General features: G+C 53.7%; 24 protein-coding genes and 2 pseudogenes. 1 reads left to right on the forward strand and 25 read right to left on the reverse strand.

Features of this window, described 5'->3' with window-relative positions; genetic code table 11:
- Window position 1: 1 nt before the first annotated feature.
- The 9 genes from hisA to H8699_RS03100 form a co-directional block, all read right to left on the reverse strand.
- Complete coding sequence (gene hisA / locus H8699_RS03060; protein WP_249284720.1) at window positions 2-718, reverse strand: 1-(5-phosphoribosyl)-5-[(5-phosphoribosylamino)methylideneamino]imidazole-4-carboxamide isomerase; 717 nt, start codon at window positions 716-718, stop codon at window positions 2-4.
- A 21-nt stretch (window positions 719-739) separates the two neighbouring features.
- Window positions 740-1327: an imidazoleglycerol-phosphate dehydratase HisB gene (gene hisB, locus H8699_RS03065; RefSeq protein ID WP_249284434.1), complete on the reverse strand. Its 588-nt coding sequence runs from the start codon at window positions 1325-1327 to the stop codon at window positions 740-742.
- Complete coding sequence (hisD, locus tag H8699_RS03070) at window positions 1328-2626, reverse strand: histidinol dehydrogenase (RefSeq protein WP_249284435.1); 1299 nt, start codon at window positions 2624-2626, stop codon at window positions 1328-1330.
- Window positions 2623-3273: an ATP phosphoribosyltransferase gene (gene hisG, locus H8699_RS03075; protein ID WP_138295007.1), complete on the reverse strand. Its 651-nt coding sequence runs from the start codon at window positions 3271-3273 to the stop codon at window positions 2623-2625. The genes hisD and hisG overlap by 4 nt, the downstream gene beginning before the upstream one ends.
- Window positions 3273-4493, reverse strand: coding sequence for an ATP phosphoribosyltransferase regulatory subunit (gene hisZ / locus H8699_RS03080; RefSeq protein ID WP_249284436.1), 1221 nt, complete (start codon window positions 4491-4493; stop codon window positions 3273-3275). The genes hisG and hisZ overlap by 1 nt, the downstream gene beginning before the upstream one ends.
- 122 nt (window positions 4494-4615) lie before the next feature.
- Window positions 4616-5809 carry an MFS transporter gene (locus tag H8699_RS03085; protein WP_249284437.1) on the reverse strand — a complete coding sequence of 398 codons (1194 nt, stop codon included), beginning with the start codon at window positions 5807-5809 and terminating at the stop codon, window positions 4616-4618.
- Between the two features lie 29 nt (window positions 5810-5838).
- Window positions 5839-6642, reverse strand: coding sequence for an alpha/beta hydrolase (locus tag H8699_RS03090; protein ID WP_249284438.1), 804 nt, complete (start codon window positions 6640-6642; stop codon window positions 5839-5841).
- A gap of 12 nt (window positions 6643-6654) precedes the next feature.
- Entirely contained in the window at window positions 6655-7413 is a 759-nt protein-coding gene (locus H8699_RS03095; protein WP_249284439.1) for an alpha/beta hydrolase, read from the reverse strand.
- A 150-nt stretch (window positions 7414-7563) separates the two neighbouring features.
- On the reverse strand, window positions 7564-8649 hold the full coding sequence (locus tag H8699_RS03100) for a GGDEF domain-containing protein (RefSeq protein WP_249284440.1): 1086 nt from the start codon (window positions 8647-8649) through the stop codon (window positions 7564-7566).
- A gap of 156 nt (window positions 8650-8805) precedes the next feature.
- Between H8699_RS03100 and H8699_RS03105 the strand changes: the two genes are divergently transcribed.
- Window positions 8806-9225: an SRPBCC family protein gene (locus H8699_RS03105; RefSeq protein WP_249284441.1), complete on the forward strand. Its 420-nt coding sequence runs from the start codon at window positions 8806-8808 to the stop codon at window positions 9223-9225.
- On the opposite strand, the gene H8699_RS03110 is transcribed toward H8699_RS03105, so the two are convergent.
- The 16 genes and pseudogenes from H8699_RS03110 to H8699_RS03175 all read right to left on the reverse strand — a co-directional run bounded on the left by H8699_RS03110 (window position 9222) and on the right by H8699_RS03175 (window position 22446).
- The gene (locus H8699_RS03110; RefSeq protein ID WP_249284442.1) at window positions 9222-9839 is read right to left on the reverse strand and encodes an ATP-binding cassette domain-containing protein; all 618 of its coding nucleotides are present in this window, start codon (window positions 9837-9839) and stop codon (window positions 9222-9224) included. The two genes, H8699_RS03105 and H8699_RS03110, sit on opposite strands and share 4 nt — an antisense overlap.
- Window positions 9785-9925: a Maff2 family mobile element protein gene (locus tag H8699_RS12625; RefSeq protein ID WP_456237267.1), complete on the reverse strand. Its 141-nt coding sequence runs from the start codon at window positions 9923-9925 to the stop codon at window positions 9785-9787. The genes H8699_RS03110 and H8699_RS12625 overlap by 55 nt, the downstream gene beginning before the upstream one ends.
- Before the next feature lie 21 nt (window positions 9926-9946).
- The gene (locus H8699_RS03115; protein ID WP_002605633.1) at window positions 9947-11557 is read right to left on the reverse strand and encodes a recombinase family protein; all 1611 of its coding nucleotides are present in this window, start codon (window positions 11555-11557) and stop codon (window positions 9947-9949) included.
- Window positions 11558-11657: 100 nt separating this feature from the next.
- Window positions 11658-11840, reverse strand: coding sequence for a transposon-encoded TnpW family protein (locus tag H8699_RS03120; RefSeq protein WP_002605634.1), 183 nt, complete (start codon window positions 11838-11840; stop codon window positions 11658-11660).
- Window positions 11837-12694, reverse strand: coding sequence for an ATP-binding protein (locus H8699_RS03125; RefSeq protein ID WP_002605635.1), 858 nt, complete (start codon window positions 12692-12694; stop codon window positions 11837-11839). The genes H8699_RS03120 and H8699_RS03125 overlap by 4 nt, the downstream gene beginning before the upstream one ends.
- On the reverse strand, window positions 12691-13449 hold the full coding sequence (locus H8699_RS03130; RefSeq protein ID WP_002605636.1) for a phage replisome organizer N-terminal domain-containing protein: 759 nt from the start codon (window positions 13447-13449) through the stop codon (window positions 12691-12693). Before H8699_RS03130 ends, H8699_RS03125 begins: the two co-directional genes overlap by 4 nt.
- Window positions 13439-13630, reverse strand: coding sequence for a hypothetical protein (locus tag H8699_RS03135; RefSeq protein WP_006058351.1), 192 nt, complete (start codon window positions 13628-13630; stop codon window positions 13439-13441). The genes H8699_RS03130 and H8699_RS03135 overlap by 11 nt, the downstream gene beginning before the upstream one ends.
- Before the next feature lie 186 nt (window positions 13631-13816).
- A complete protein-coding gene (locus H8699_RS03140; protein ID WP_002602093.1) occupies window positions 13817-15439 on the reverse strand; it encodes a relaxase/mobilization nuclease domain-containing protein in 1623 nt (540 codons plus the stop codon).
- A complete protein-coding gene (locus tag H8699_RS03145) occupies window positions 15411-15809 on the reverse strand; it encodes a plasmid mobilization protein (RefSeq protein WP_002602094.1) in 399 nt (132 codons plus the stop codon). The genes H8699_RS03140 and H8699_RS03145 overlap by 29 nt, the downstream gene beginning before the upstream one ends.
- A 533-nt stretch (window positions 15810-16342) precedes the next feature.
- Window positions 16343-16546, reverse strand: coding sequence for a helix-turn-helix domain-containing protein (locus H8699_RS03150; RefSeq protein ID WP_002602095.1), 204 nt, complete (start codon window positions 16544-16546; stop codon window positions 16343-16345).
- Complete coding sequence (locus tag H8699_RS03155; protein WP_002602096.1) at window positions 16536-16982, reverse strand: RNA polymerase sigma factor; 447 nt, start codon at window positions 16980-16982, stop codon at window positions 16536-16538. Before H8699_RS03155 ends, H8699_RS03150 begins: the two co-directional genes overlap by 11 nt.
- A gap of 204 nt (window positions 16983-17186) precedes the next feature.
- Window positions 17187-17954: a class I SAM-dependent methyltransferase gene (locus H8699_RS03160; protein ID WP_002602097.1), complete on the reverse strand. Its 768-nt coding sequence runs from the start codon at window positions 17952-17954 to the stop codon at window positions 17187-17189.
- 213 nt (window positions 17955-18167) lie between these two features.
- A pseudogene (locus H8699_RS03165) lies at window positions 18168-18622 on the reverse strand (helix-turn-helix domain-containing protein).
- An 81-nt stretch (window positions 18623-18703) separates the two neighbouring features.
- Window positions 18704-20623 carry a tetracycline resistance ribosomal protection protein Tet(32) gene (tet(32), locus tag H8699_RS03170; protein ID WP_002602099.1) on the reverse strand — a complete coding sequence of 640 codons (1920 nt, stop codon included), beginning with the start codon at window positions 20621-20623 and terminating at the stop codon, window positions 18704-18706.
- A 362-nt stretch (window positions 20624-20985) separates the two neighbouring features.
- Window positions 20986-21207, reverse strand: a pseudogene (locus tag H8699_RS12580) (phosphotransferase); the annotation flags it as partial.
- Between the two features lie 222 nt (window positions 21208-21429).
- A complete protein-coding gene (locus tag H8699_RS03175; protein WP_249284443.1) occupies window positions 21430-22446 on the reverse strand; it encodes an ATP-binding cassette domain-containing protein in 1017 nt (338 codons plus the stop codon).
- Window positions 22447-22497 lie beyond the last annotated feature (51 nt).

Below are 22497 nucleotides of genomic sequence, written 5' to 3' on the forward strand. Positions count from 1 at the left end.
ATTAATCTCCCAGCGCCAGCAGTTCCTCTAAGGTCACCGCGCCCGAATACAGCGCTTGCCCTACGATGACGCCCGCGCAGCCCGCCGCCTTCAGGGCCCTGACATCCTCCAGGCAGGAGACCCCGCCCGAGCCGATGACCGGCATACCGCCCTTTTTCACCATCTCGCCCGTGGCTTCTACGTTAGGGCCGCGCATCATGCCGTCCTTACTGATATCGGTATAGATCACCGTGCAGGCGCCGGCGTGCGCCATTCTTTGCGCTAGGTCTACCGCCAGCGTCTTAGACACATCCACCCAGCCCCGCACAGCCACATAGCCGTCCTTGGCGTCGATGCCCACGGCGATCTTACCCGGGAAGCGCTTGGCCGCCTCCGCCACCAGCCCCGGATTCTCCAGCGCCACCGTACCCAGGATCACCCGGGCAATGCCGCATTCTTCAATGCGATAAGCGATATCCGCCATCGTGCGGATGCCGCCCCCTGTCTGCACCGGTATTTTTGCCGCCTCCACAATTTGCTTAAACAGCGCCGCATTGCGGCTTTTGCCCTCAAAGGCGCCGTCCAGGTCCACCACGTGCAGCCATTTGGCCCCTGCGGCGGCCCACTTTTCCGCCATGGCCACGGGGTCGTCCCCATAAACCGTCACAGCGTCCGCCGCACCCTGTTTTAGGCGCACGCAGCGCCCGTCCTTCATATCGATTGCCGGATAGATGACCATATTATCCTTCTTCTCCACGATTTATAGGCTCCCCTTGGTAGAGGGGATACCCTGCTCCCGCGCGTCCAGGGTCAGCGCCGCGCGCAGCGCCCGGCCAAAAGCCTTAAACGCCCCTTCTACCATGTGGTGGGCGTTCTCCCCCGCTAAAATATCGATGTGCAGCGTCAGCCCCGCCTCCATGGCCACGGCGCGGAAAAACTCCGTCACAAGCCCGGTATCCATCTGCCCCAGCAGCGCATAGGGCAGCGCTCCGCGCAGCACAAAAAACGGCCGGCCGGAAAAATCCAGCGCTACCCGCACCAGCGCCTCATCCATGGGCACATAAAAAGTGCCGTAGCGCGCAATGCCTCTTTTGTCCCCCGCGGCCTGGCGCAGCGCCTGCCCTAAGCAAAGGCCGATATCCTCCACCGTATGGTGGGCGTCCACCTCCAGATCGCCCTTGCAGCGCACCTGCAAATCCATCATCCCATGCTTGGATAGCAGGGTCAGCATATGGTTTAAAAAGCCCACGCCGGTATCGATTTGGGATGCGCCCGTGCCATCGATCGCAAGCTGCAGCGCGACATCCGTCTCCGCCGTTTTGCGTGCCACCTCGCCTGTGCGCGCCATCTATTTTTCCTCCTCAAAGCGCAGCTCTACCGCGCGGGCATGGGCATCCAGCCCCTCACCCCGGGCAAACTGCGAAATATCCTGCCAGCAGGACGCCAGCTCTTCTCTTGAATAGTATAGCACACTGCTCTTTTTGAGGAAATCCTCAACCGAGAGCGGAGAGAAAAACCGCGCCGTACCGCTGGTGGGCAGTACGTGATTGGGCCCCGCCCAATAATCCCCTACGGGCTCGGGCGTGTAATGTCCCAGGAAGATCGCCCCCGCGTTGCGAATCTGCCCCAGCAGCTCAAAGGGCGCGGATACGCACAGCTCCAGGTGCTCGGGCGCTACCTCGTTGGCCAGGGCAGCTGCGGCCTTTAGGTCCGGCACCACTACGATCGTACCATAGGTAGAAAGGGACTTGCCCGCGATCTCCTTGCGGGAGAGGGTGGACAGCTGGCGCTCCAGCTCCTGCGCAACGCCCTGGGCGATAGCCATGGAATCCGTCGCCAGTATAACGGCGCTGAGCGCGTCGTGCTCCGCCTGGCTCAAAAGGTCCGCCGCCACATAGCGGGGGGTAGCGCTAGCATCGGCGATCACCATCACCTCGCTGGGCCCGGCGATCATGTCGATGCCCACGTAACCGTAGACCTCCCGCTTAGCGTTGGCCACGTAGATATTGCCCGGGCCGGTGATCTTATCCACCTTCTCAATGCTCTGCGTACCAAAGGCCAGCGCGGCCACCGCCTGTGCCCCGCCCATCTTGATCATCTCATTGGCCCCGGCCTCCGCGGCGCAGACCACGCTTAAGGGGTTGGCTTTGCCATCCTTACCCGGCGGGGTGACCATGACGATCCGCTCCACCCCCGCTACCTTGGCGGGCATGATATTCATGAGCACCGAAGAAGGATAGGCCGCCGTGCCGCCCGGCACGTAAACGCCCACGCTGGCGATCGGCCGCACCAGCTGCCCCAGAGTCTTGCCGGGGCCGATATCCATCCAGGTCTTTTGCATCTGCTTTTCGTGGAAGGCGCGGATATTGTCCCGTGCGGCCCGCAGCCGGCGCAGCATGTCCGCATCCACCTGGGCGTACGCCTGGTCGATCTCCTCTTGCGTAATGCGCATGGCCGCCCCGTCCGGGAACTGCACCCCGTCAAATTTGGCGGTGTACTCCAATAACGCCTCGTCCCCGCGCTGGCGGATATTGCTCAGCACTTCATTAACTACGCCGCGCACGGCGTCAAAATTTAACTGCGAGCGGCCGGTCAGCCGTTCTTTCACGGCCTGCGGCGCCGCCTGCCAATCGATAATTGGGATCATGCTTGCTCCTCCTCCAGCGCCGCGCGCACCTGGGCGATCAGCGCCTTGATCTTGTTCCCCTTGGTCTTCAGGCTGACCCGGTTGACCACCAAATGCGCCGATACCGGGCAAACCTCCTCCAGCACCACCAATCCGTTCTCCTTCAAGGTCTTGCCGCTCTCTACAATATCCAAAATCTCGTCGGCCAGGCCCACGATAGGGCCTAGCTCCACCGAGCCGTTGAGCTTGATAATATCGATGGTCTCGCCCCGGGCCGCGTAGAAACTGCGGGCAATGTTGGGGTATTTGGTGGCGACCCGCCGGTTGGCCACCGTGATGCCCCGGCGCTGCGCCGCATCCGGAAAGCCGGCGATGCACAGGCGGCACCGGCCAAAGCCCAGGTCCAGCATCTCGTAAAGCGGGCGGTTCTCCTCCATCAGGGTATCCTTACCGGCGATGCCGATATCCGCCACGCCGCTATCGACATAGGTGGGCACGTCGCTGGGTTTGACCAGGATAAACTGATACGCTCCCGTTTCATCCCGCAGTACCAGCCTGCGCCCGGGATCTTTGACCTGGCTGCAATCGATCCCGCATTTTTCCAGCACCGCAATAGCCTTTTCGGCCAGCCGGCCCTTGGCCAGTGCAATGGTGATCACATCCTGCATCACGCCTCGCCCTCCTTTACCTCGATCAACTGCCGCACGCCGTTGGCATCTGCGTAGGCCGCTTTGGGCACGCCCAGCTGGCGGGCCTGCGAGACGACCTGCTGGGGCAGGCACCCCAGGCAAAACGCCGTACGCACGCCCTCGCCCCGCAGCTTTTGCGCATAGGCATAAGCGGCTGAGACACAGCTGGCGTCCGCCCCCACTAGCACCTGCACACCGGGCTGCCGCCGCAGCGCGCTTTGGCTATCCAGCGAGAGCAAAATCTCTTTGACCCCCAGCGCAAACCCGGTGGCGGGCAGATCCCGCCCAAAGGCCCGCAGCAGGTGATCATACCGGCCGCCAGTGAGCAGCGGGTAACCCAAAGCCCCCGTCATGCCCTTAAAGATCACGCCCGTATAATACCCGATGGCCTGCACCATGCCTAAATCGATGGAAACATAGTCGCTCAGGCCGAAGGCCTCCAGCAGCGCGTACACCTCGCGCAGGTTGTCGATAGCGGCGCGGCAGCGCGGGTGCGAGGATATGGCCTGTGCCTCGTCCAGTACCTCCGGCCCGCCGTACAGCATAGGCAGGCGCTGCAGGTCGCTTTTGATCTCCCCGCCCATGGGGTAGTTTTTCAGCATCAGCTCGATGGCCAGCTCGTTTTTCTGCTCCACATACTCGCGCAGCTGCTCGGCGTCCCGCTCGTTCATCCCCACCTGATCCATCAGCCCGCGGAAAAACTCCACCTGCCCAATGTCGATCTGGAAATCCGTCAGCCCAGCCTCTTTCATGGCGACGATGGCCAGGGCGATCACCTCGGCATCCCCCTTGGCCCCGGGCAGGCCCAAAAGCTCCACGCCCGCCTGGGTAAACTCACGCCGTTGGCTCTGGGCGCCCGCATCGTTGCCAAAGGCGCTGCCTACATAGCACAGCCGCAACGGCAGCTCCGCCCCCTCCATGCGCGTGGCGCACAGACGGGCAATCGGCATGGTAAAATCCGGCCGCAGGGCCAGGATGCGCCCGTTCGGGTCGAAGAACTTGATCATCCGCTCCTGCTTTAGGGCGTTGCTCTCGCTGTAAACATCGTAATACTCAAACGAGGGGGTCTCCACCTCGTCATACCCGCTCATCATAAAGGTCTCGCGCAAAGCGCGCTCCACCCGCCGCTTGTGGTAACACTCGGCCTGCAGATAGTCCTGCACGCCGCCGGGGATCTGCTTTTGATAGGTTGCCATCATTTCACCTGCTACTTTATCGTTCTAAATCACTACAGCACTAGCGTGTTAGCTTATTATATGGCAATCCCCGCCGTTTGTCAACCGACGGCGGGGATTTTTTCCATACTTGGCGATGAAAGTGCCTAAGCTCCTGCGCCCTTGCGCGCCAGATTGCGGTTGATGCAGGCCGTACAAACGCCCAGCGCCAACGCATACCCCAGCAACACAAAGGGGAAGATCTGCAGCGAAACGCAGGAGGCGATCACCCCCAGCAGCGGCGGAAGCAGCGTAGAGCCGGTGTAGGCCGTAGCCGTCTGCATGCCCATCACGGTCTGCGAGGCGGCAATACCAAAGCGCACCGGCGTTTCATGCAGCATGCAGGGGAAGATGGGCGCGCAGCCCAGGCCCAGCATGAAAAAGCCCGCCATGGCCAGGCCCGCCCCGCCGGGGATCAGCAGCAGCGCCACGCCTACTATAATACCCGCTACCCCCAGCCAGATCAGGCGCTTGTTGGATAACTTCATCGTTAAAAAACCGGAGAGGATGCGTCCGGCGGTGATGCCGGCAAAAAATGCGGCCGAGCCCTGCGCCGCCGTAGCGGCATCGATCCCCCGCATCTGGATCAGGTAGCTGGCGCCCCACAGCATCACCGTGGTCTCCACGCCGCAGTAGAATAAAAACGCCAGCATGGCGAGTTTTACGCCCGGTATCTTGATGGCCTGCGGAATCGTCACCCGGCTGCCCTGGGCCTCATCTGCCTCGCCGGTAAACTTATTGGGGTTCAGTTTGGCCACCTTGCCCCATAAGGGCAGCGTAAAGATCAGGATCAATACCAGCATCGTTTGGAAGCCCGCCACCGCCCAATATCCGCTGCGCCAGGAAAGCCCGCCGGCGATCAGCGCCGATAGCGCCATGGGGCCGATCATCGTTCCCACGCCCCAAAAGGCATGCAGCCAGCTCATGTGGCGGGATTCGTAATGGGCGGCCACATAATTATTCAGCGCTGCATCCACCGCGCCGCCCCCCAGTCCGTAGGGCACCGCCAGAACGACCAGCCATCCAAACGAGGGGGCCAGCGCAAAACCTACCAGCGCCGCGGCAGTGAGCATTACGCTAAACAGCGTCAGCCGTCCGTTGCCAAAGCGGGCGATCAGCCGCCCGCTTAAAAGGCTGGAAAGGATCGTCCCCCCGGAGATCACCATGGAAACAACGCCCGCGGCCTCCAGCGGCGCGCCAAAATCCACCTGCATCAGCGGCCAGGCCGCGCCCAACATGGGGTCGGGCAGCCCCAGGCTGATAAAGGCCAGATAGATTACGACCAAAAAACCCGTAGCCAATTTTCGTTCCCCTTTCATCGATCATCTTGTCAGTCTTGCAGCGGCAGCCAGTCCAGCAACTTTTGCACCCATTCGTCCCAAAATTCCCAGTCGTGCCGGCCACGCGGCCGGTAATATTTGAACCTGAACGGGTCCCCCTCCAGCTCTGTAAAAAAGCGGATGGTATCCTGGGCCGGCGGAAAATTGTGGTCGTCGCTCCCACAGGCAAAAAAGATCTGCGGGAGTTTCTTGCCCGCGTCCAGTGCCCGCCGTGCCAGCACGAAAAGGTCGCTTTCCGTGCCGATGATGCCGCTTGCGTCCTGCGCATCCCAGCAAAGGCGCAACCGATCCGCCACGATCTGCTTTAAAGGGCCATCTGGCAGCGGCGGCATATAGGCCTGGTTAAAGGAGGAGAGGCACCCCACCGCTCCATAACGCTCCGGATCGGTCAGGCCAACTTTCAGCGCCCCGTATCCGCCCATGGACAGGCCGGCGATAAAGCTGTCCTCCCGCGCGGCGGAAAGCGAGAAAAATTCCCGCGCTATCTGGGGCACCTCATAGGCCACGTAATCAAAAAAGCGCTCGCCATAGGCCATATTGGCATAGGCGCTCAGTTGGCCTGCGCACATCACCACCGCGATCCCCTTATGGGCGGCATAACGCTCAATGCTAGTCCAACGCTCCCAATCGCTGTGATCCCCCGAGGTGCCATGCAGCAAAAACAATACCGGATACTTTCCCTCGCGCACCGCCGCATTGGCGCCTACGCCCTGGCGCGCCTCCGGCAGCACGGCGTTCAGCTGACACTCCATTTGCAAGACCCGGGAGTAAAAATCCGCCTGAATAAAAGACATAACTTTCCCTCCTCACGCCTGCCCGCACAACCAGGCGTGCATATCGCATAGTCCCTGTTCGGCCAAATCCCACGCATCGCCCTGGGCAGGTGCATCCATTTTTACATCGCACCTGCTTTGCAGCGTATGGTATAGCATCTGATTCTCTGCATAAGCGGTGCAGCCCTGCGGGCAGGTAAGGTAGAACCGTAGTCCGGGCGCCTGCGTAATTTTCCCAGCCAAAGCCTCCAAATCGGATGGGCCGCCCTTTATAGCCTGCGGACTTTTCCAGATATTCTTCCAACGGGCCACATCCTCTTTTGCGTCTATCTTTCTTTGAAAGGCCTTTGCAATATCCACCGGTGCAAAAAACGCACCTGCTGCGGCAAACCGCTCCGGGCAGTGCAGCGCCCATTTCAGCGCGCCAAAGCCGCCCATCCCGCAGCCGGCTACCCAGGTGTCCTGCGGGTCCGCGGTGATGGACGGATAATCCCGCGCGATGATGCCGGGCAATTCATCCTTCAAAAAGGAGAAAAAGGCGTATCCGTTCGCCATATCCGTATAACATCCCTGTAGCGTCGAGGGCAGCACCATAGCCATCCCCCAACGGTTGGCCAAGCGCTCTACCCGGGTATTGCGCTGCCAGGCGGTATGGTTGCCGCCCTCCTCATGCAAAAGATAGAGCAACGGCCAGCGTTTTCCCTGTTCGCGAGTACGGTCCGGCAGGATGATGGACAACGCGCAATTCATGTTTAATTTAACCGAAAAGAAGTTGACTGCTAAAAGCGCCATTATATCCCCCCCTCTTGATGATCTTTTATATTATATCGCGACGCAAAGACTATTTACAATATGTTCACCATCTATTCGCAGGTAAAATTTTATCTGGCTCTAAAAAGCGCCCGGCCAAGCCGCGCGCTTTTATCGATGCAATATCCTGTTCTAAAGGACGCTCAGCCGGTTTTTACCCTGCTGTTTGGCCTGGTACAGCGCCTGATCCGCCCGGGCAAACACCGCGTCAAAATCCTTACTATCCTCCGGCGCTATCGCCAGCCCCGCGCTGCAGGTTGCGCGTAGTTCCGGGTGATTAGAAAGCGACCATGCGATTCTGCCCACCATTTCCAGCGCCCGCTCCCCAGCGGTGCGCTCGTCGATATCTTTCATCAATACCAAGAATTCGTCCCCGCCAATGCGCCCGATCACATCGTCCTCATGGAAGCCCTGTTGCAATAGCGCGCCTAATCTGCGCAACACCCGGTCCCCCTCCTGATGGCCATAGGTATCGTTCACCTGCTTAAAATCGTCAATATCCAGCACCAAAAGCGCGTGGGTACCCCTGCCCGCCTCAGCCAAGCAGGCCCGGCAGGCATCCTCGCAGGCCGCTTTGTTGAGCAGCCCCGTCGGTTTGTCAATGATGCTCAGCTGCATCCATCGCATGCGGCTGTGGAAGTCTCCCAGGCGCAGGCTGGTAATATTGTATGCGCACACCATGGCGATCAGATAAGCGGGAATAATGCTCCAAATATCGTAAGCCAGGGCCTGGGGCGTTTTAAAAATCATCACCAGCGCCGCAAACACCGCAGCATAACCTGTAAGCAGTAAAATCAGTCTTTCATATGAAAAGATAAAGATCGCCGCCATGCCCACCAGCACCGGCGGGAAGAAGATGGCCGGGCGCGTGGGGTAGGGAAAGACCGAAATCGCAATGACGAACCCTACGATCAGCAAACTGGCCGACATGCAAAGCCCCTGCACCCACCGGGTCGAGGCGTCTTTACGTACCACGCGCAACAAGACGCAATCAAAAACCGCCTGCAGCCCTAAAAAAACATAATAAAAGGCCATCAACTGCGGATTTTTAAAGAAAAAGTAGGCTACTATGGTGTAAATTGCCAGCAATACGCTAAACACAATACTGACGATCTGCAGCGCATGCAGATTCTTTTCGCGTATCTGCTCTTTATCACGCCTGATATAATCGCGGCTGGAGCGCAGAACGGCCAACCAACCCCGCCCGATCTTTTTCATGCGCTGTTCGCCTCCCCTGTGGGTAAACAAGCCTTCCTTAAATCTACTATGGGCAGTATAGCACAGATTCCCAGGCTTTGCCACGCGTTGTATATTGGGATATTACGCCAATTGTGCTATGATGGTAAAGAATATTAGTTAAAGGCAGGCGGTAGAATGCTCCACACGCAGATTTCAGCTTTTCTCAGCTCACCCCCCGAGGCGGTATGGCAGGCGGTGACCGATAATTCCGATTATGCCTGGCGCAGCGGGATCGACGAGCTACGTGTCTTAAGCGATACCACCTTTGTGGAGAGATCCGGCCGCCTGGAGACCTATTTTACCATCACACATTTTGAGCCCTGCCGCCTTTATGCCTTCGACATGCAAAACAGCCGCTTTTCCGGCCGCTGGACCGGTACCTTTTCCGCCTATGGTACGGGGACGCAGGTGGTCTTTACCGAGACGCTGCAATTTAAAAACCCTGTTCTGCGGGCGGTGGCCTTTTGCTTTATGCCGCTGCACAAAATGCAGCGCGCCTATGTGCAGGATCTGCGCAAAAAGCTGGGCGAAACTGGAGGGCAAAGGCGCGGTTAGCCCTTTGCAGGACGCCTGGCAAGCCTTTCACGCAGCTTTACCGTATGTGTGGCCACCTTTTGGGTAAAAAACAGATCGTGCTCTACAAACACCATGGCGGGCCGGTCGCGAAGGATGGCCTCCTCAAGCTGGCTGCGGCTGAGGATATCGATATAATTGAGGGGCTCATCCCAAAGTAGCAGGTGCGCAGGCTTGGCCAAACTGGCCGCCAGCAGCACTTTTTTCTTTTGCCCGGCGCTGAAATCCGCCATATCCTTTTCAAATTGCAATCGGCTAAAATCCAGTTTGCGCAAGATCGTTAAAAAAAGGCTCTCGTCGATTTGTGCCGCCCGCGCATACGCGCGCAGGCTGCCCTGCAAAAGCCCGGGCTCCTGCGGCACCGTGGCGATGACCAGATCGCCGGCCACGCGCACGTCGCCCATATAAGGGATCTGTTCGCCCAAAAGCAGCTTGAGCAGCGAGGATTTGCCCGAACCATTGCCCCCTTGGATGGCTACCCGCTCCCCTTCCCGCACGCAAAAGCTCACGGGTTCAAAAAGCGGGCCGCTGCCGTAGTCGATCACCAGATCCCGCACCTCCAGCAAAGCGCTGCGCCGGGTAGGCAGCACCTGCACTTTAAGCGCCTGTGCTTTGCTGATGTGTGATAAAGAAGTAGTAGAAGTGTAAAAAATTTTGCCGTTCCTATCCGGCGTTTGCGCATTGCGCCGGATAGGTCGGGCGGTCATTCGGGCAGGTCTACCTTGCCAACGAAAGAGTAATAAATATCAATGTCCTGTCTGCGTGTGCCGTTCTCGTCATAGCTGCACTCATGCACAACGATTTTCTCCACAAACTCACGCAAAAGGGTAGGGGTAAGTTCTTCAAAGCTGGTGTACTTGCGGACAACATTCATAAACTTTTCTGCGTTTACCGTGGCTTCCTGCGCTTTGGAAAGCTCTGCCCGGATAGCGGCGGCTCTCTCTTTCAGTTCTTTCTGCTCGGCTTCATAGTCTGCCGACAGCTCCGTGAAACGCTCGTCTGAAATGCGCCCGGTCACGCTGTCCTCATACAGCCGCTTGAAGATAGCGGATAACTCGCTGATACGCTTCTCGGCGGCTTCCAGCTCCTTTTTCCTTGCGGCGTTCCTGCGCTTGCCCCCGTCCTCGTTCTGCTCGATCAGCAGCTTCATAAACCGGGCTTCGTGCTTCGCTGCATAGCTGGTGACTTTCCGCAGATTGTCGGTCACTCCGGCGGTCAACAGGTCGGTGCGGATAAAGTGCGCCGTACAGTCACGGGTACGCTTCTTGTAGCTCCCGCAGATATAACAATCCTGCTTGCGGGTGGCGTTCTGGTAACGCTGCTGGTAAAGGACGCTGCCGCAGTCGGCACAAAAGAGTATGCCGGAGAATAAGCCCACTTCATCATAGCGGTTCGGGCGTTTGCGCTGCTTGCGTAACTCCTGCACACGCTCCCACATCTGGGTGTCAATGATAGGCTCATGGTGGTTCTCGAAAATCGCCTGTTTCTCAATGGGGTTCTCTACGCTGTGCTTGGTCTTGTAGGACGGCTTCTCCGTCTTGAAGTTTACCAGACAGCCCGTGTACTCCCTGTTTTCAAGGATATGTACCACGGTATTGGTCGCCCACTTGCACTCATAGCCGGGGTGGTAGCGGCGGGTGCTTCCCGTCCGACGGTATTCCAGCGTTCCCGGCGTGGGGATCTCCTGCTCTGTGAGCATACGGGCTATCTTGGTCGGCCCGTTCCCGGCAAGGCACAAGCTGTAAATCTGCCGCACAACAGGGGCGGCTTCCCCGTCAATGATAAAATTTTCGTCCTCGTCCATAAAGTAGCCGTATACGGGTTTGCTCGTGACGGGCTTCCCGCTCATACCCTTAGACCGTTTTACTGCTTTGATTTTCTTGCTCGTATCTCTCACCAGCCATTCGTTAAAAATGTTCCGCAGAGGGGCAAAATCATTGTCGCCCTGTGCGCTGTCCACTCCGTCATTGATAGCGATAAAGCGGACGCCTTTCTGTGGGAAAATCATTTCCGTATACATTCCCACTTGCAGATAGTTTCGCCCTAACCGTGACATATCCTTGACGATAACGGTGCCGACTTTTCCGGCTTCAATGTCCGCAAGCATGGCTTGAAAACCGGGTCTTTGGAAGTTCGCCCCAGAATAACCGTCATCTGTGTACCATTGCAGATTGGAAAAGCCGTTCTGCTTCGCATAGGTTTCAAGAATACGCTTCTGGTTTGAAATAGAATTGCTCTCACCTTGCAGCTCGTCCTCGTGGGATAATCTCGGATAAAGGGCGGTAATAAGGTTTCGGGTGGTCTGTCTTAACATAGTGTCCTCCATTTCCGACAGCCAGCCCCACTATTCCGTATGACTATCATACCACACGCCGGGGCTGGCTGTACAGTCCTTTCTGCTTCTTTACGTCCCGTCAAATTGCCGATTTTTGTGTAGCAGCTTCCGCTTCCAGCACTTTCAGCATTTTATCGGCGGCGGTGGCGGTGGTGTCCTGCTTGAAATAGCCGGAAACGACAAGGACAGAATTACCTATGCGGATTTCCGTCACGCAATCCGGGCGGCGGGTGCTGCGGTCATTCTTTGGGGTGTTGGTCATAGGCGGCTCTCCTTTCTGTTCATCAGCTTTTTCAGTTGTCCCATTTTCTCCTGCGCCGTGGCTTTTCGGAAGTTGCTCCCGGTAAAGCGGACAGGAGAACACATTTCAATCAGACGGTCATAAATGCGGGCGTGGGCGGTGTCCTCCGGGTGCTGCAAGTCCTCCAGCGTGAGATTAGTCGTGACGATCAGCGGCCTGCCGCTGCGGTAACGGCTGTCAATCACGTTGTAGACCTGCTCTAAGCCGTATTCCGTTCCCCGTTCCATTCCAAAATCGTCAAGGATAAGCAGCGGGAAGCTGCAAAGTCGGGAGATATATTCATTCCTGCCCTCAAAGCTGGCGGCAAGGTCACCCAATATCAATGCAAAGTTTGTCATGCACACGGGGATTTCACGCTCCATAAGGGCATTTGCGATACAGCCCGCAAAATAGCTCTTGCCTGTGCCAACGCCGCCCCATAGCAGATAGCCAATGTTGCGCTCTTTCATGGTTTCCCAGTTCTCCACATAGAAATGGGCGTGTTCCATTTGCGGGCACTTGCCGTTGTCGTTCTCAAACGTCCAGCCCTGCATAGCCGGGTCTGTAAAGCCCCGCCGCTTCAACCGCTCGACAGTTTCAAGGTGACTGCGCTGTTTCTCTGCGGCTTCCCGTTCCTCACGCTCTGCCCGCTGGCAGTCACATTCTGCCGGGTGGCGGTCACGCCCCAGCCATGCGGCGGTTTCTTTGGGGAAATAGCCCTCTTTGGGCTTGTGGCACTTCCCGCAGTATAAAAGCCCGTCCTCGCCGGTGTAGTCCTCCGGCTCCGGCGTGGTGTCGGTCATATTCAAAATCATTTCATCAAATCCATTCGTCATAAGCTCTCGCCCTCCTTACAGGTATAATCGGGTATGCCCTTTTTCGGGGCTTTCTTGGCTGCGTCCTCCTGCGCCCACTTGAAAATCGTGGCTGCATGGCTCTTGTATTTCCTCCCGCTGGAAGCGATATGGCAGGATAGGCGGTCAATGTAATACTCCCACTTGCCGGGAAGCTCTGTTTTCAGCCCGTCAAGCTCCGTATCGGAAAGAATGACATTGTGGTATCTGCCATAGGCGGCGGGGGCGGGGTGTCCCGTTTCTAACTCTCTCTCTTTTTCTATTTCTATATCTATCTCTTTCTCTATCTCTATCTCTGGTGGACAAATGTCCGCTCGATATGGTGGACATTTGTCCGCCCCTGTCTGCGGCAGGGCTTTTTGTTCCTGCAAAGCCAGCCGCGCCCTGCGCTTGCGCTCCCCCTCGGTAGAGGACTGGCCGATTAAAAGCTCAATGTTGCTCATGTAGAGTGCGCCGCTTGGCAAAGGCTCCACAAGCCCCAGCTTCATAAAGATTTTCAAAGCTCTCTCTACGGTACCTACCTGCTGGCGGGTAATGGTCGCAATCATCTGGGCGGTGTAGGGGATATTCTCGTCAAGCTGCAATTTCCCGCCGTTTTTCAGCGATTTCAAGTACAGCTTCAAGAGAATGTTGGAATAGATAACGCCGTCCTGCATACTTTCCAGCAGAACGATTGCATCATCGTCAAAATAGCTCTCTTTCAGCTTGAGGTAGTAATATTTGCGGTTATCTGCCATAGGCTGCGTCCTCCTTTTTCCAGCGTTTGGAATAATAGCGAGGGCATAGTATGATAACCGCCCGGAAGCTCTGTTTGCAGTCACGGGTGCAGCCCCGGCATAGGTCGTTGTAAGTGATACGGTTGCGGTGGTTGAGGAAGAAAGACCATTCCAGCCGCCGCTTCTTGCTCATTCTCGGCAATGGTAAGCTCCTTTCTGCCGTTCCTATCGGTGTAGCGGGATAGGGGGCATTTTCTGTATGTTCTCGGTATCATTTTCGGGCTTTTTCTGCCCTGTAAGCCCCGTTTGGAAGTCGGGGAGTATTGCGGTAAGGGTTCATATCATACCTGTATTTTTGTAGGGTTTCGGTATCATTTCGGGGCGGTCTTTAACGCTCCTGTTCACGCTTTTTCTGCTGGCTCGGTGCGCCCCTTAAAATCTGGTCGATATTGCGTCTGACTGTCTGAAGCTCCTGCGCCCGCTGGCGTTTCTCCCGGTAGTCGTTATATCCGGCGTTCTTCTGGACGGTAAGCTGCTCAATCTCCCTTTGCAGGGCTTTGCTGGCTGGCAGCTTGGTTATTCCATGCTCCCGGAAATAACGGGCGGCTGTGTCCGCTATGATAAAATCGCTTTCGTGCTGTTCCCGGTAGGCTCTCCGGGCTTTCTCCGATTTCTGCGCTTTCAGACCGTCACGGGCGGGCTTCGTGCCGATATAGCCCAAAAGGTTGCGCTGCAATTCCTTTTTCTCCCGGATAGCGGCTTCCAGCCCTTTCAGTCCGGCAAGGCTCTCCTGCGTGGCGGTGTTGGCTGCGGAAATGGCAGCGTCCAGCTCGTCCGGGGAAGAAAAGCCATACTGCTGGTAGAGCATGAGGGTAGCCGACATCTGTTTGAGGTTGTGCATGGTCGCCCACTTCTCATAGCCCCGTCCTTTCCCCTCGGCTCGCTTGGCGGCTATGTCTACCATGCGCTGTACAGCGTCATTGTTCGGGGCGTTTTTCGCTTCTTTTTTCGTCCGTAAGCGGTCTTTGATACTGCCGGGGTATTCCGCTATGGCTGCGGGTTTTTCGGCGGCTCTGGCGGCGTTCTGCTCCAAAACGGAGAGGACAGCAGCCCGGTCAAAATCGTCCCCCAGCTTCCGGGCGGTAATTGGCTTCGTCCTGTCCGGCGTGAGGTAACTTAGCCGCCCCCGGCTCTCCTTGACGGTCACACCATGCCGGAGAAGCAGGGCGGCAAACTCATCAAAGCCGGAAGCAGCGGCAAGGGCTTCCCGGATAGTCCGGCGCAGCTTCGCCTTATCCGTTTCAAACTTGGTCTGCCGGGGCGCGATACCGTCCGCAGCAATAGGGGCGTTGGCTCTGTCAAGGGCAGCCTGTCCTTTCTTCTGCGCCCAATACTCACGCTCGGTAATGCGTTCTTTGCTGCCGTTCAAAAGGTCTATCTGGTAAAGCCCCTCGCTGTGGCACATCTCCATGACTTCGGCTTTCAGATAGTTCATAGCTGCGTCCGTACAGCGGTGCTTGCAGCCTGCTTTCCTGTCCGCTGGCCTGTCCATGTGGGGCAGCATGGGAACCTCCGCAATCCGCAGACTGTTAATGACGATATGCACATGGATATTTTCGGTGTGGCTGTGTCCGTCCGGGTGGGTGCAGACAAGGGCCTGGTGTCCGGGGAAATGCTCGGCGCAGAACTTCTCGCCCAGCTCCTGCGCCCGATCAACGGTCAAGCCGTTGTCCGGGCCGTCCCGTGGGTCAAAGCTGATGATGTAGTGGTGGCTCTTTACGTCCTCCCGTTTCTGGTTCTTGCCGTAGCGGAGATTGGAGCGCATACAGGCAACGGCAAAATCCTCCCCGCCACAATTCAGAGAGGATATGCGGTAGTCTACCCTCGGTATGAGCCGCCCGTCTGCGTCAAGGGTGGGCTTCATGGTAAACTCGTCATGCTCGAATGTGAGGTATTTTTCAGCGTCCCCGTAGTTGGCATTTTTAGAGCTGATATGTTTGAGTATCGCCAACGGCTTCACCTACTTTCTGCAAGACTTCAAACTTCAAGGCGGCAAGGTCGGCGGCGGCTCCCCGCACTTCCTTTTCCAGCCCCCGGTAGGGGCTTCCGTATTCGTTCAGGCTCCGGGCAATCTGGTTTAAGTTGCCGCCGATTTTCCCGTACTCTGCCGTGAGCTTGGAGAGGGCGGCAAGCAGCCCGTCATTGACCGGGGAAACGGTGACAATGGGGCGTATGGTCGCTTTCCGTATGGCTTGCCGGATAAACTCGGACTGGCTGATTTCATAAGCCGCCAGCCGCCCGGTGAAGTCGGCGTATTCTTCATCGGTCATGCGGGTCTTTACCACATGACGGCGGTGGGGCGTATTGTATTTCTTTCGCATGGTCTGTGACCTCCTTTCTCGCCCGACAGGGCGCATAGCAGGGTTTGGGGAAGGCACTCCCCAACAAGATTCCCGCAGGGGCAAAAATAAGCGGAGAGCGAATTTTGGCACCTCGGTAGAATCTTGCTCTGAAAAACTCCGGCGTTCCCCGGCTCCCGTCCTTTCCGCTAACAAAACGTTTCAAAAGGGCTTTGCTACCCGCTATTCCGGCTTATCTTGAAAATTTTCCTTTCACTACCTACAACACCACGCAAAGCAAAATGGACGGAGATTTTTAGAATTTCCCCTCTATTCCCTACAACACCACGCAAGCCGGAATAGGCGGACAATGGCAGTATTTTTTTCTTTGATACCCTCTACGGATAAGTAAGGGATTTTGCCAACTGCGGCGGCTATTTTCCCTTTTGTTTTTTCATACTGGGGATTTTCAAAAATGCCAAACAGGAACGAAAAAAAGCAGCAAATCTGTTGAATAGATTTACTGCTTTCTGGTTGCCGGCGAAGCGGCGGTTATTCAGTTGTAGGCGGTAGGGCTATCTCCCAAAGCGGAACTTGAAAATAGCTGTGAGAAGCGTCTGGGTGATGTAGTCCTCTGTATCTTGGTCTACCCGTCCATTCACACGGGCGGCACATTGTATGCGGCGGCGGTAATACTGCAATACAGTTCCCACCGCTTCCGGCTCCCCGCTGGCGGCTTGGACGATTGTTTCATAGGGGAGAAGCCTATTATTTCTCATATGCCATTCCCTCCATTTCCGCTTGGAGCTGCCGTAGGGCTTTTCGGATATGGTAGCCCGCTGTGCTGCGGCTGCGCCCGTACTGTCTGCCAATTTCGTGCTGTGGAATACGCTTGAAAAAGGACAGGTAAATCATTTCCCGCTCCCGTTCGTCCAGCCGTGACAGGGCTTCCGCAAGTAAACCGCTGCTGAAAATGACCGTATCGCCGCAAAGGGTAAGTATGTATTCCTCGTCCGGCTCCGGGGCTTGGAAATATTCATCTGTCGTGCCTAAAGGGTAGTGCTTTTCGTCTGTGAGGTATTCAAGGGATATTTCTCTTTTGTGCTTCCTGCTCCGTGTCCTCGCTGCGTTGATCGTTGCATTTCGGATAACGACTTTGCAAAAGGCATGGAAAGTGTACTCGATATGTTCCCGATATTCTTCTGTACAGGTCATGGAAAATCCCCCTTTCCTCCCAAAAGGGCTGTGGCTGGTTAGTAGTTGCTTTTTATGATAGTAAGGGGCGGCAGCACTTTAGGCTGTCGCTCCTTGACTGCCTAACTGCAAAACCGGGCGGGGCTGTCAACGGCGGGCGAAGCCCGTTCATCTTGACCGTTGACTGGCTCGGCCGGGTTTGCTATTTATCCGGCAAACTTGAATTTATTTTAAGCTATCACGTTTTACCTTTTTAAGCCTTACTATCATTACCATAGGAATTTCTTTATTGTTTTTGAAACATTCTTCATAAAATCCATCAATGACAAATCCAGCTCTGAAACAAAGGTTAAAAATATCTTGTATGGAACGATGATAATAAATCTGCTCCTCCGGCTGCCCTTCGATCGCTATATCATAGTAACTGTGCGGTGTCATATATTTTTCAGTCAATGTGATAAAACAAGGGTGCTGCGTTGCAAAGACAAAAATCCCGTTTTCCTCCAATAGTTCATAAACAGCCATAAAAAGCGGTTCAATATCCGTAATATCCATAATTGCCATATTAGAAACTGCTTTCGTAAAGGCTCGATTTCTTTTTAATCCTAATAAGCTTTCTCTATTGGTCGCATCCGCTACGCAAAACTCAATTTGTTTTGCATATTGTGATCGCCGTCTTTTAGCCAATTCTATCATTTTTTTGCTGTAATCAAAAGCGACGACCGAAGCGCCTCTCTGTGCAAGATACGAAGAATAATTTCCATTGCCGCACGCAATATCCAAAATGTAATCCGAAGGATCAGGAGAGAGAAGTTCCGTTACTTTGGGACGTACTACCTCTCTGTGAAATTCATTGGATTCGTCACCCATTGCATCATCCCAAAATTGTGCGTTTTTCTCCCAGATCTTTTTGCTTTCCTCTGTTCCCATGTTCTCTCCCACTCCCAAAATTTGCCTTTTTGCTTCCATTAAATCTTCCTTACTATATTCCATTGTTACCCTCCATAACTTCTGATTGTTGCCGTCTTGACTATTATGTATCTTTTCTTTCCAAAATGGTATAGGCTTTTATTTTTATAATGCTGCAAAACTTTTCTTCTGTAAGGTATTCAAAGGATATTTCCCTTTGCCGCCGCTATTGGAAAGCCAAAAGCAGCGGCTTTTTTACGCGATATGACCGAAAAGACTAGAAAGCAGGATATGTCATCATTTGTCATTTCTTCTCAATGTAATAACTGCATGGCATATCAAGCCAAATACAAGAGAAAAACAGCCACCGCCAAATAGTGATGCTCCCCACCCTGCACCCGACATTGTCATAAAACCGCCAACAAAGAAAATACCAATGCCAAGAAATATCCCGACACCATAAAAAAGTCCAATTGCCATATCATACTTATTAAATTGTCGTTTCTCTTTTTTTCACATGTTTCCATTTTTGTTATTACCTCCTTCGCAAAATCGTCCATGTGGACTCCAAAAAGAAAACAAATTTTTTTCAACGTATTTAAATCGGGTTCATTAACATCTCTCTCCCAATTCGATAGCGCCTGCCGGGTAACATTCAATTTCCCAGCCAGTTCTTCCTGTGTCATTCCCGATTGTGTTCGCAGATGACGTATTTGCTTTCCTGTTGTAATATCCGTCTGTTTCTGGTTCAAAATGGTTCCTCCTCTCTGATGCTGATTTTATCAATGATATTTCGCAATAGCCAGCAATGAACGTTTGCATTGCGCAAGATGTTACATTATCTTCTGAAACATATGCCGGATCTTGTCTAAACGGCTGTTCGGGCGGCGTGGCTGAAACACAGGCTCGCCGGAAGTTTCCTGATACCCTTTTAATTCTGTAATGCAGACACTTCTTCCATTTGTATAAAAATTCAAATCATTTCTATATTCACCAATACAACGGGCAGGGATTTCCCCCTTAAAAATAACTTCATCTTTTTCAAGTCTGGTTGATTCAATGATTGCGCAATACTTTGGTGCGTCATTATAAGCCCGTGAAAGATATTCCTGCGGTGCAAAAAGGGTAAAGGAAAGGTATGGTTCCAACAGTTGTGTTCCTGCTTTTTTCAATGCCTGCTCCAACACGACAGGCGCAAGAAAACGAAAATCAGCGGGGGTGCTGACCGGGCTGTAATAAACTCCATAATCAAAACAAATTTGGCAGTCTGTCACTCCCCAGCCATATAAGCCCTGCTCCATTCCATAACGCACACCCTCCATGACGGCATTTTGAAAACTTTGGTTTAAATAGCCGAGAGATACCTCGCTTTTATATTGTGTTCCGCTTCCAACAGGAAGCGGTGTTACAGTCAAACCAATAGATGCCCAAAACGGATTCGGCGGCACTTCAATATGAATCGTGTAGCTCGCTTTTTTTTGCGGTCTTTCCAGATAAATAACCGAAGGCTCTTTCATAGCCACGCCCACATGATATTTTTCTTCTAATAGCGAACAAATAACTTCTAACTGTACTTTTCCCAAAAAAGATAATATAATCTCATGTGTAACAGTATCAATGTCAAAATGCAAAAGAGGGTCTGTATCAGCAATCTCTGTGAGGGCATTTAACAGGGCTTCCCTTTGCTCCGGCTTTTGCGGCTCTACCGTTGTCCGAAGTAATGGCATGGGATTATCAATCCGTGTTTTGTGAGGCAGGAGTTTTTCATTTCCCAGAATGTCGTTCAGTTTCAAAGTATCATCAGCTAAAATAACAATTTCTCCCGGACAGGCATGGTCAACCGGGACGATTTCACCATTTGACGGAATACACATTTCTGTAATCTTTATTTTTTCCTTTTTTGACAGCAGCAGGGTATCCCGTAAATGGAGCGTCCCATGATACAGGCGTAAATAAGAAAGCCGTTTTTTCCGCTCTGTATACTCAACCTTAAAAACATATCCACATAATTCAGACTGAATATCGTCTGTTTCTGTAATGAAAGTTTCTGTAATCGCTTCAATCAGTTTTTCTGTTCCTAAATTGTCTTTTGCACTCCCATGATAAACAGGAAACAAAGAGCAGCATCTGGTTCTTTTGCACTTTTCATATTGTAATTCCTGTATATCCAAAGAATCCTCTGCAACATATCGTTCTAATAGTTCATCGCTTCCGGAAATAATCATATCCCATTTGTCCAAATCAGAAATATCGGTCATGGTTATCTTTGGCGACAGGGAAACCTCCTGCATGACAATCATATCACTGGTAAGTTTATCTTTAATGCTTTGGTAAACACGCCGCAGGTCGATCCCATTTTGGTCTATCTTATTTATAAAGATAATTGTCGGAATGTCCATTTTCTGAAGCGCATGGAATAATATACGGGTTTGTGCCTGTACGCCGTCTTTTGCCGAAATGACTAAAACAGCTCCGTCAAGGACAGATAAAGAGCGGTATGCTTCGGTTAAAAAATCCATATGACCGGGAGTGTCCACGATATTGATTTTATAATCATTCCAGCAAAAAGAAGTAACCGCTGTCTGAATGGTAATTCCGCGCTGCCGTTCCAAAATCATAGTGTCTGTTCTTGTAGTTCCTTTATCCACGTTTCCTTGTTCCGCAATCGCTCCACTGGTGTACAGCAGGCTTTCCGTCAATGTTGTTTTTCCTGCGTCTACATGGGCGAGAATTCCAATATTGATTATTTTCATGTGATTGTCCTCCTTTTACAGCCCCAAAAGGGCATAAAAATCCCCAGCAGTAAAATACTTTTACCACTGGGGATTATAATTTGCGGACATACACATATACAGCATACACCTGTTTGTGATTGCTGTTTTTCGGATATGTCAAAATTGATAAGGCAAAAGTATTTTTAAATTGGGTACAAAAAACCAAGCCCCCACAAAAGGGACTATCATAATCCTTTGTTCCCACTATTTGATTATAGTTTTATTTAAGAATACCTTGCCGCATATTTTTTACTCCTTTTTTGGAATGATGCTATTATATCACATTAGTTTTAGGAAAGAAAGTACCTAAAAGAAATTTTTCTTCCCCTTATATGTAACAATCATACCGACTTTCTGGCGTTCAGAATGGTTTCTGCTGTCTGCTGTGGTGTTTGGTTGGAATTGTCCAGCCAAAAGCCGATCCGTGGTGTTGTCTGCATAAATGTATCGTATAAGGTTTCAACCGTAAAGCCGGAATAGCCTGTTTTCTCCCTGTATCGTTCCCTTCCTTTTATTGTTTCCACATCTGGACAAAGAACGACAACCTCAACAGGGTATTTATGCGGCACAAAAAATATGTACATGTAACTAATTCAACACATTTATAATTTGAATAGGGACATTATAGCATTTACTAAATACAAATTCAATGTATACGGAAATAAAGATATAAGGAGTGGGAAGGATTCCGCCGTAGTCGGCATTGTAGGAAAATCCAAAAGTTTAGATTTTCCCACAATGCTTATCTTTTGGTCTTTGGTTCGGAATAGTGTAGTGCTGGCGGTCTATCTCTTGTTTTCGGTTGCTTGCTTCCTTACCGTACATGAGCATTCATCCAAGTTTTGCAGCAGGCCCTTTTTCTCCTCTATCGCCTTTTCCCGCCGGGCCTCGATCGCTTTAGCGCGCTTCATCATCTTGGCCGCCTGGTGCCCCACATATCCTTTATCCGCCGCGCCGGTCTTGCTGCGCTCCACCGCATCGGACCAGCCTGCCGTGCGTCGGGCCGAGGCCGCCAAGGCCCCGATATCCTTTTTCAGCTTTTCGTTGCGGGATAGCTGCGCCTGATCCTGCAAGGCCTTATCCGCCTGCCAGGTGGAATAATTGCCCTGCTGCAGTACGATATCCTTGCGGCCCAGCACCAGCACGTGGTCGATGGTCTGGTCTAAAAAGTGCCGGTCGTGCGAAACCAGGATAAAGCCCGTCTTGCCCTTTAAATAGCGGGCTACCTTCTCCCGCCCGTCCCCGTCCAAGTGATTGGTGGGCTCGTCGATCAGCAAAAAGCGGTTCTTTTTTTGAAACAGCGCCGCAAGCTCCAGCTTCATTTGTTCGCCATGGCTCAGGGTGTTAAAGGGGCGCTCCAGCGCCTCAGGCTTTACCCCCAGCTTAGCCGCCTCGACCCGCAACGTATCCGGCAGGGTATAGCCATCCAGCGCCATATAGCGGGTCAAAAGCGCCCCATAGGCTTCCATCGCCTGCTCGCCGCCATCCTCCAGGCAGGCCTGCATCTCCCGTTCCATCTTAGCGTAAGGGGCGATCACCTGACGCATGACCTCCAGCGCCGGCTGGCCCGGGGCCGCATGCACTTCAAACGGGAAGTAATCAAACGAGACTGGCGCGTCGATCTGCCCCTGGTAGGCCATCTCGCCCATCAGCAGCTTTAAAAAAGTGGTCTTTCCCTTGCCGTTGCGCCCGATAAGCCCCAAGCGCCAGGTAGTATCCAAAATCAGGTTCACATTCTCAAATATATTTTCTACGCCGCCTTCGTAGCCAAAGGTCAGGCGGCTAATTTGCAGCATCGCCATGCGCATCCCTCCTTGTGTGGAAATTTTACCGTCACGCGCTCTTTATCGGCG

It is taken from the genome of Luoshenia tenuis, from assembly GCF_014384745.1.
In the GTDB taxonomy this organism is placed as follows: Bacteria; Bacillota; Clostridia; order Christensenellales.